At 67.8% G+C, this 6770-nt stretch carries 8 protein-coding genes; all 8 read right to left on the reverse strand.

Annotated features, from left to right (window positions below; all coding sequences use genetic code 11):
* Positions 1–170: 170 nt before the first annotated feature.
* Complete coding sequence (locus tag ACVGV2_RS20615; protein WP_459163994.1) at positions 171–1175, reverse strand: ParB/RepB/Spo0J family partition protein; 1005 nt, start codon at positions 1173–1175, stop codon at positions 171–173.
* On the reverse strand, positions 1172–2104 hold the full coding sequence (locus ACVGV2_RS20620) for a ParA family protein (protein WP_459166073.1): 933 nt from the start codon (positions 2102–2104) through the stop codon (positions 1172–1174). The genes ACVGV2_RS20615 and ACVGV2_RS20620 overlap by 4 nt, the downstream gene beginning before the upstream one ends.
* 62 nt (positions 2105–2166) lie before the next feature.
* On the reverse strand, positions 2167–2904 hold the full coding sequence (gene rsmG / locus ACVGV2_RS20625; protein ID WP_459166074.1) for a 16S rRNA (guanine(527)-N(7))-methyltransferase RsmG: 738 nt from the start codon (positions 2902–2904) through the stop codon (positions 2167–2169).
* Between the two features lie 272 nt (positions 2905–3176).
* Positions 3177–3734 carry a Jag family protein gene (locus tag ACVGV2_RS20630; protein WP_459163995.1) on the reverse strand — a complete coding sequence of 186 codons (558 nt, stop codon included), beginning with the start codon at positions 3732–3734 and terminating at the stop codon, positions 3177–3179.
* 36 nt (positions 3735–3770) lie between these two features.
* Positions 3771–4907 (reverse strand): membrane protein insertase YidC, encoded by a 1137-nt coding sequence (gene yidC, locus ACVGV2_RS20635; protein WP_459163996.1) that lies wholly within the window; start codon positions 4905–4907, stop codon positions 3771–3773.
* A gap of 6 nt (positions 4908–4913) precedes the next feature.
* Positions 4914–5255: a membrane protein insertion efficiency factor YidD gene (yidD, locus tag ACVGV2_RS20640; RefSeq protein ID WP_459163997.1), complete on the reverse strand. Its 342-nt coding sequence runs from the start codon at positions 5253–5255 to the stop codon at positions 4914–4916.
* Positions 5252–5818 carry a ribonuclease P protein component gene (gene rnpA, locus ACVGV2_RS20645; protein ID WP_459163998.1) on the reverse strand — a complete coding sequence of 189 codons (567 nt, stop codon included), beginning with the start codon at positions 5816–5818 and terminating at the stop codon, positions 5252–5254. Before rnpA ends, yidD begins: the two co-directional genes overlap by 4 nt.
* Positions 5819–5827: 9 nt before the next feature.
* Complete coding sequence (rpmH, locus tag ACVGV2_RS20650) at positions 5828–5971, reverse strand: 50S ribosomal protein L34 (protein WP_459163999.1); 144 nt, start codon at positions 5969–5971, stop codon at positions 5828–5830.
* Positions 5972–6770 lie beyond the last annotated feature (799 nt).

Genomic DNA, 6770 nt, shown 5'->3' on the forward strand with positions numbered 1-6770 from the left:
GGCGGGGTGCCTGCGTGAGTGCGGCCGGTCGCCATCTGGCCGCACTCACGCGGAAGGCTTCGTCGATGCTCAGCATCCGTGGTTTCACGTGAAACCACCCGCTATTGCGTCGCGCCCGACGCAAACCTGGATCGTCACCGTGACGAAATGCAGGTGCCCAGACCTATCGGCTAGTTTTCATCACGCTGACCTTCGAGGAGCGTCAAGATCCGGTCGAGATCATCGCCGGAACCGAACTCGACGACGATGCGGCCCTTCCGCTTACCGCGTTCGACCTTCACCCGCGTGTCGAGGCGGTCCGAGAGGCGAGTGGCGAGGGCATCGAACTCCGGGTCGGGCGCTGCCGTCTTCGCCGCCTTCTTCTCCTTGTCCGAAGACTCGCGCTTGGCCAGCGTCACCGCCTCTTCAGCACCGCGAACGGACAGCCCCTCAGCGATGATCCGCGTGGCGAGCTCTTCCTGCGCTTCCGGATCTTCCAGAGTCAGGAGAGCACGTGCGTGTCCGGCGGAGAGAACACCGGCGGCAACCCGCCGTTGGACCGCCAAGGGCAGCCGCAGCAACCGGATCGTATTCGTGATGACCGGACGACTCCGGCCGATCCGTTCGGCCAGCTCGTCATGTGTCACATCGAACTCGTCCAGGAGCTGCTGGTATGCCGAGGCCTCCTCCAGCGGATTCAGCTGCACCCGGTGGATGTTCTCCAGCAGTGCGTCCCGCAGCAGTGCATCGTCCTGCGTGGTTCGCACGATGGCCGGGAGGGTTCCGACGCCGGCCTGCTGGCCAGCACGCCAGCGTCGTTCACCCATGATGAGCTCGTAGCTGCCATCACCGCGATCCCGCACGACGATCGGCTGGAGCAGCCCGAACTCGCGAATCGAGTGCTCGAGCTCGGCCAGCGCATCCTCGTCGAACACCTGCCGCGGCTGCCGCGGGTTCGGACTGATCGCCTCGACCGGCACTTCGCGGTAGACCGCGCCGGCAGGCTCCTCCGCCGCGGTTTCACGTGAAACATCGTCCCGCTCATCCGGGGGAGATCCCGCGGTGGCGCCGTCACCGTTACCCGTCGCGGCCGGCTCCACAACCGTCTCCGCAACTTCTGACTCCGGAGCTTCCTCCGGCGCACTCGGAATCAACGCGGCGAGGCCCCGCCCCAAACCGCCTCGACGTTCCGTCATGCCGTCTCCTTCGTCACGTCCCGCTCAGCGATCTCCCGCGCGGCATCCAGATAGCTCATCGAACCACGTGAACCCGGGTCATAACTCAGCACGGTCTGACCGAACCCGGGTGCCTCGGAAATCTTCACGCTGCGGGGGATGACGGTCCGCAGCGCGCGGTCGCCGAAGTAATCGCGCACTTCCGACGCCACCTGGTCGGCCAACTTCGTACGCCCGTCGTACATCGTGAGCAGCACCGTCGAGACCCACAGCGACGGGTTGAGGTGCGACTGCACGAGCTCGATGTTGTTGAGAAGCTGTCCCAAACCCTCCAAGGCGTAGTACTCGCATTGGATGGGGATGAGCACCTCATGCGCGGCGACCAGCGCGTTCACCGTGAGCAGGCCGAGCGACGGCGGGCAGTCGATGAGGATGTAGTCAGGGGCCATTTCCTCGACGACCCGCGAATCGAGCGCCTGCTTCAGACGGCTTTCCCGCGCGACCATCGTCACGAGCTCGATCTCCGAACCGGCGAGGTCGATGGTGGCAGGAACGCAGTGCAGGGTCGTCGCCTGCTGGCTCTGCGCAGCTGCATCCGCCACGGTGTTCTCACCGAGAAGGACCTCGTACACCGAGGGAACGCCCGAGCGGTGCTCCACCCCGAGCGCGGTGCTGGTGTTTCCTTGCGGATCCAAGTCGATCACGAGCACGTTCAGTCCGTGGATGGCCAACCCGGCGGCGAGGTTCACCGTGCTCGTCGTCTTCCCGACCCCGCCCTTCTGATTGGCCACGGTGATGATCCGTCGCTGCGTGGGCCGGGGGAGGTCCAGAGTTTCCGGATGCAGAACCCGCGTCGCACGTTGGGCCTCTTCCATGATCGGGGTCCACCCGATATCGAAGTCCTCCGAGGGCAGGCTCGTGTCGTTCTCCGATTTTCCGGGGAAGCGCATCCCCCCAACCGCACGGCCCTTCGTTTCACGTGAAACGCGGCCCGTCTCGTCCGTCTCCCGATTCACCGTCCTCGATCCTTCCTGCTCCGATTTCGACCGCGACGCTGCTTCGGGGTCGCCTGGGCTCTCCGCTCGATTTCGACGACCGTTGTTGGCTGGTCGAGCACCTCGGCGCCGCAGGTCAGTACCCGACCTCCGGAACCACCGGCCGCCCGGATCTGCGAAGAGTCTCGTTCGAGCTCCTCGCCGGCGCTCGTTCCCTTCAGGGCCAGTACTCGGCCCCCAGATCGCACCAGCGGCAAGCACCACTCCGCCAACCGCCCCAACGGCGCCAAGGCTCGTGCTGTCGCCACGTCCTGCTCAACCACCCGTTCCCGGACGGCCTTCTCCTCAGCACGCCCGCGCACAACCGTGATCCCGAGAGCCAAGTCCGCGACTACCTCACTCAACCAGTCGACCCGCCGTGCCATCGGCTCCAACAAGGTGATCTCCAGGTCGGGACGCGCGAGCGCCAGCGGAATGCCAGGCAATCCCGCCCCAGAGCCTACGTCGATCACCCGGCTCCGCGGGGGGAGCAACTCCGCGAGAACCGCGGAATTCCACACATGGCGTTCCCAGAGTCGATCAATTTCACGTGGCCCGATCAAGCCCCGAAGGACACCCTGTTCGGTGAGCATCTCGACGAAACGCTCAGCGAGAGCGGGGTGATCGCCGAACACCTGCCGGGTGACTTCCTCCGAGGACCCATCCACTGCCGTCACTCGCCCCATCCTGCCCTCGTTTGGTTTCACGTGAAACATCACGTGTCGTTTTTGCGGTCGACCATCTCTCCGCCGCGGCCTGCGGGGTCGCCAACGCGAAAAACCCCCTGACTGGGACGACTTCACATCATCCCAGTCAGGGGGCTCAAACCTCGCCGCCTACCCAACGACACGCCGGCCGGGCAGGAGGTCCCATCCAGGAGGGTCAGGAATGCGGCCGCCTTCCGTGGTCCGGGGGACGCCAGCTCAGCTGGGGCCCACCGGAGGTTCTCCTGCGGGACCCCGCGCACGAACAGCCCGACCCATCTCCATCAGGTCCGGTAGACGACGACCTTCCGCTGGGGCTCTTCCCCTTCGCTCTCGCTGTGCACCCCGTCGACGGACGCGACCGCGTCGTGCACGATCTTGCGTTCGAACGGGGTCATCGGCTTCAGACGCGCGGCCTTGCCGGATTCGAGGACCGAGTTCGCCGTGCTGTGGCCGAGATCGACGAGTTCCGAGCGGCGGTGCGAGCGCCATCCGGCGACGTCGAGCATGAGCCGACTGCGCACGCCGGTTTCCTGCTGCACGGCGAGCCGCGTCAGCTCCTGCAGCGATTCGAGCACCTGACCGCGTTCACCGACGAGTTGTTCCAGGTCACTGCCGCCTTCGACGCTCACGATCGCGCGTCCGGATTCGACGTCGAGGTCGATGTCCCCGTCGTAGTCGAGCACGTCCAGCAGGCGTTCGAGGTAATCTCCCGCGATGTCGCCTTCCCGCACGAGCAAGTCGTCGGTGTTGGTGTCCTCCTGCTCAGCGGAAGCGCCGGTGTCCGGTTCCTCTTCCGGCGCGGACGGAGCCTGCTCCGGCTCCTGCACGGTTTCCGACACTGAACCTCTCCTCTCCAGAGGTAAGGATGCGAGCGGTCACCAGTTGCCTGGTTTGTCCGCGTCGCGGGCACTGTCTTCGGTTGCCCCGGGAGTCTCACCGGGTTGGTTGGTCGACGCCGCCTCGGCCGCGGGAACCTGGTCCTCCTGCGCCGTTCCGGAGGACTGCGGCGATGCGTCGAGCTCGGCAGCCTCCGCCGTCGCCATCGTCCGCGCCGCGGTGCCGTCCACGTCCCGTCCTGCCGGTTGCACCGCCTCCGCGCCGTTCTCGGCTGCGCCGTTCTCGGCCGCGGTTCTCTCCGCCGCGCCGTTCTCGGCTGCGCCGTTCTCGGCTGCGCTGCTCGCTGCCGCGCCGTCCACCACCGCCGGTGCTTCGACGGGGGCGGCTGCGGCCCGCTCGGCTTCCTCGCGGTCGATCTTGCGGTACACGACGTACTGCTGGCCGAGGGTCCAGATGTTGTTCGCCAGCCAGTACACCAGGATCGCCAACGGCAGCACGAAACCGGCGACGAGGGCGGAGAACGGGAAAACCCACATCATCAGCCGGTTCATCATCGCTGCCTGCGGGTTCTGCGCCTGATCACCGCTCTGCCGCGCCACGGAATGGCGGGCCGTGATGTGCGTGGCGACAGCGGCCAGGATCATCAGCGGAACGCCCACGGCCAACATCGAGGGACGGTTGGTGGCCACGTCTTGGAGCTCCTGCGGGCTCTGGCTGATCGTGTTCGCCAGTTTCGCCCCGAACAGGTCAGCCTCGACGAACGAGCGCACGCCCTCCCGACCGAAGACGAAGTTCGAATCGGCGTCCTGCTGGAACCCGCGCAGCACGTGGAACAGCGAGAAGAACACCGGCAGCTGCACGAGTATCGGCAGGCAACCGGCCATGGGGTTGAAGCCCGTCTCGGACTGCAGCTTCTGCATCTCCATGGCGAGCTTCTGCTTGTCCTCGCCGTGCTTGCGCTGCAGCTCCTTGATCTGCGGGGCGACCTCCTGCATCTTCTTCATCGAGCGCACCTGCTGCACGAACGGCTTGAACAGCAGCGCACGCAGGGTGAACACGAGGAAGACGACCGACAGCGCCCACGCGAGACCGCTGGCCGGGTCCAGTACGAAGCCGAAAACCTTGTGCCAGAACCACAGGATGGCCGACACCGGGTAGTAGAGGATGTCCAGCACGGGCTCTTACTCCTCGACCGAGGTCTGGGGGCGACGAACGCTCTCGGAACGATCGCGTGTTTGCCGGGGCGGTACGAAGTCCAGCCCGCCGGGGTGCCAGGGTCCGCAGCGCAACAACCGCCTGATCGTCAACCAGCCGCCGCGCAGCGCCCCGTGCACGGTGATGGCCTCGACCGCGTAGGCGCTGCAGCTCGGGTAGAAGCGGCAGGTCGGCGGCAGCAGGGGCGAGATCACCTTGCGGTAGACGTGCACCGGGGCGAGCAGCACCCAGGCGAGCGGGCCGGGGCGGGGTCCCGCCTCGGCCGTCCCGTCCTGCGCGGTGCCTTCCTCGTCTCGCACCTGTGTCATGTCCCGCAACCTGCCGTCGTTCCGGGGCGCGCCCCGGCGTCACCGCGCTCCGGTGTCGACTCGTCCGTTCCGGTGCGCGTTTCCGCGTCCGCGCGCCGGTGGTTCCGATGCCGACCACCGTGCCCGCGGGTGCGCACTTTCCGCAGTGCCGCGTCGAGGTCCGCGCCGAGCTCCGCGCTGGACGCCTCAGCCGCCGGTTTGAGTGCGCGCACAACCACCAGTGTGCCAGCGGGCAGCCAGGGCAGGCGGTCGCGCATCAGGTGCCGCAGGCGCCGTGTCACCCGATGCCGAACGACCGCGTTGCCCACGGCTTTGCTGACGACAAAACCCACCCGGGCCGGCGCATTCGTCACCGATCCCCGGGTGGGTGTGCTGCTCACCTCGGATGCAGGTGTGTCCCCACGCGGCGCGTCGCCGCCCGATTCCGCACTGGGGCCTTCCCGGGGCTCGCCGTGCGGGAAGAGGGCGTGCACGACGAGGCGTGGCCGTCCGGCCCGCCGTCCCCGCCGCACGACTGAGCGGAATTCGTCCCCGGAGGTGAGTCGGGCAGCCGCGGGAAGCACGCTGTTCGATCAGGCGGTCAGGCGAACGCGACCCTTGCGGCGACGCGCGGCCACGATGGCCCGGCCAGCGCGGGTGTGCATGCGCACCCGGAAACCGTGCTTCTTCGCCCGCCGGCGGTTGTTCGGCTGGTAGGTCTGCTTGCCCTTGCTCACGGTCGGATCTCCCGGTTACTTCTGGGTCGATGGCCGCAACGGGCCACGCTCCATCTCGTCAGGTTCCCCGGTCCGCGGTCCACGCCGCCTTGCCCGGCAGACGGGGCACCGATCCCGCTCGGGCACCGGCACGACGTCGGCATGCGTTCCGCACACTGGGGCTCGGCCGAGGATACGGAGTGCGCGGCCGCGACCGGCACCCGGGGTCCGCTCGCGGCCTCGGCTCGGAAGGTCGGCTCGCGCGAGCGGAACTGCTGCACCCAGAATACCGGACTCCGCGCCGATCAACCGGCGCGCCCGGACGGCGCGGTGCCGGACGGCGCGGTGCCGGACGGCGCGGTGCCGGACGGCGCAGGGTCGCGGCGGCGCAGGAGTCAGACGACGCAGGGGTCAGAGGGCGCAGGGTCACCCGACCCGGTAAAGATCACTGCTGCGACGGCCGCGCGAGCGCCTCCGGGCGAGCAGTCCCGCAAGGCCCCGAACCCCGGCCGAGCACGCGTGCGAACGGCCGTCGAACCGCTTGTGAGCCCCAGTTCCGGGTTGTTAACGTGCGCCTCCGCGATGCAGCCCGGTGAGTGGGAGACCGGCACCTCATCCACTCCGCGCGACCGCGGGGTCCCGGGGGATCCCGCAGAGCTTTGCCGTACCTTCGTACATGGTTGTGGACAAGTCTGTGGACAGTCACTCGTAAGGCTGTTCTTTTGCTGTTGTCCGCGCTGTGCGCGAGGCATCGCCACGACCAGTCGCGACCGTGACGGCCGTGGTCAACGGGCGAGAGCGAGGGGAGGGGAGTACGGCG

The organism is Bounagaea algeriensis (genome assembly GCF_054491375.1).

Coding starts and splice junctions, on each gene's coding strand:
- ACVGV2_RS20615 (WP_459163994.1), bottom strand. CDS start 1,175: ATGACGGAACGTCGAGGCGGTTTGGGGCGGGGCCTCGCCGCGTTGATT.
- ACVGV2_RS20620 (WP_459166073.1), bottom strand. CDS start 2,104: ATGCGCTTCCCCGGAAAATCGGAGAACGACACGAGCCTGCCCTCGGAG.
- yidD (WP_459163997.1), bottom strand. CDS start 5,255: ATGACACAGGTGCGAGACGAGGAAGGCACCGCGCAGGACGGGACGGCC.
- rsmG (WP_459166074.1), bottom strand. CDS start 2,904: ATGTTTCACGTGAAACCAAACGAGGGCAGGATGGGGCGAGTGACGGCA.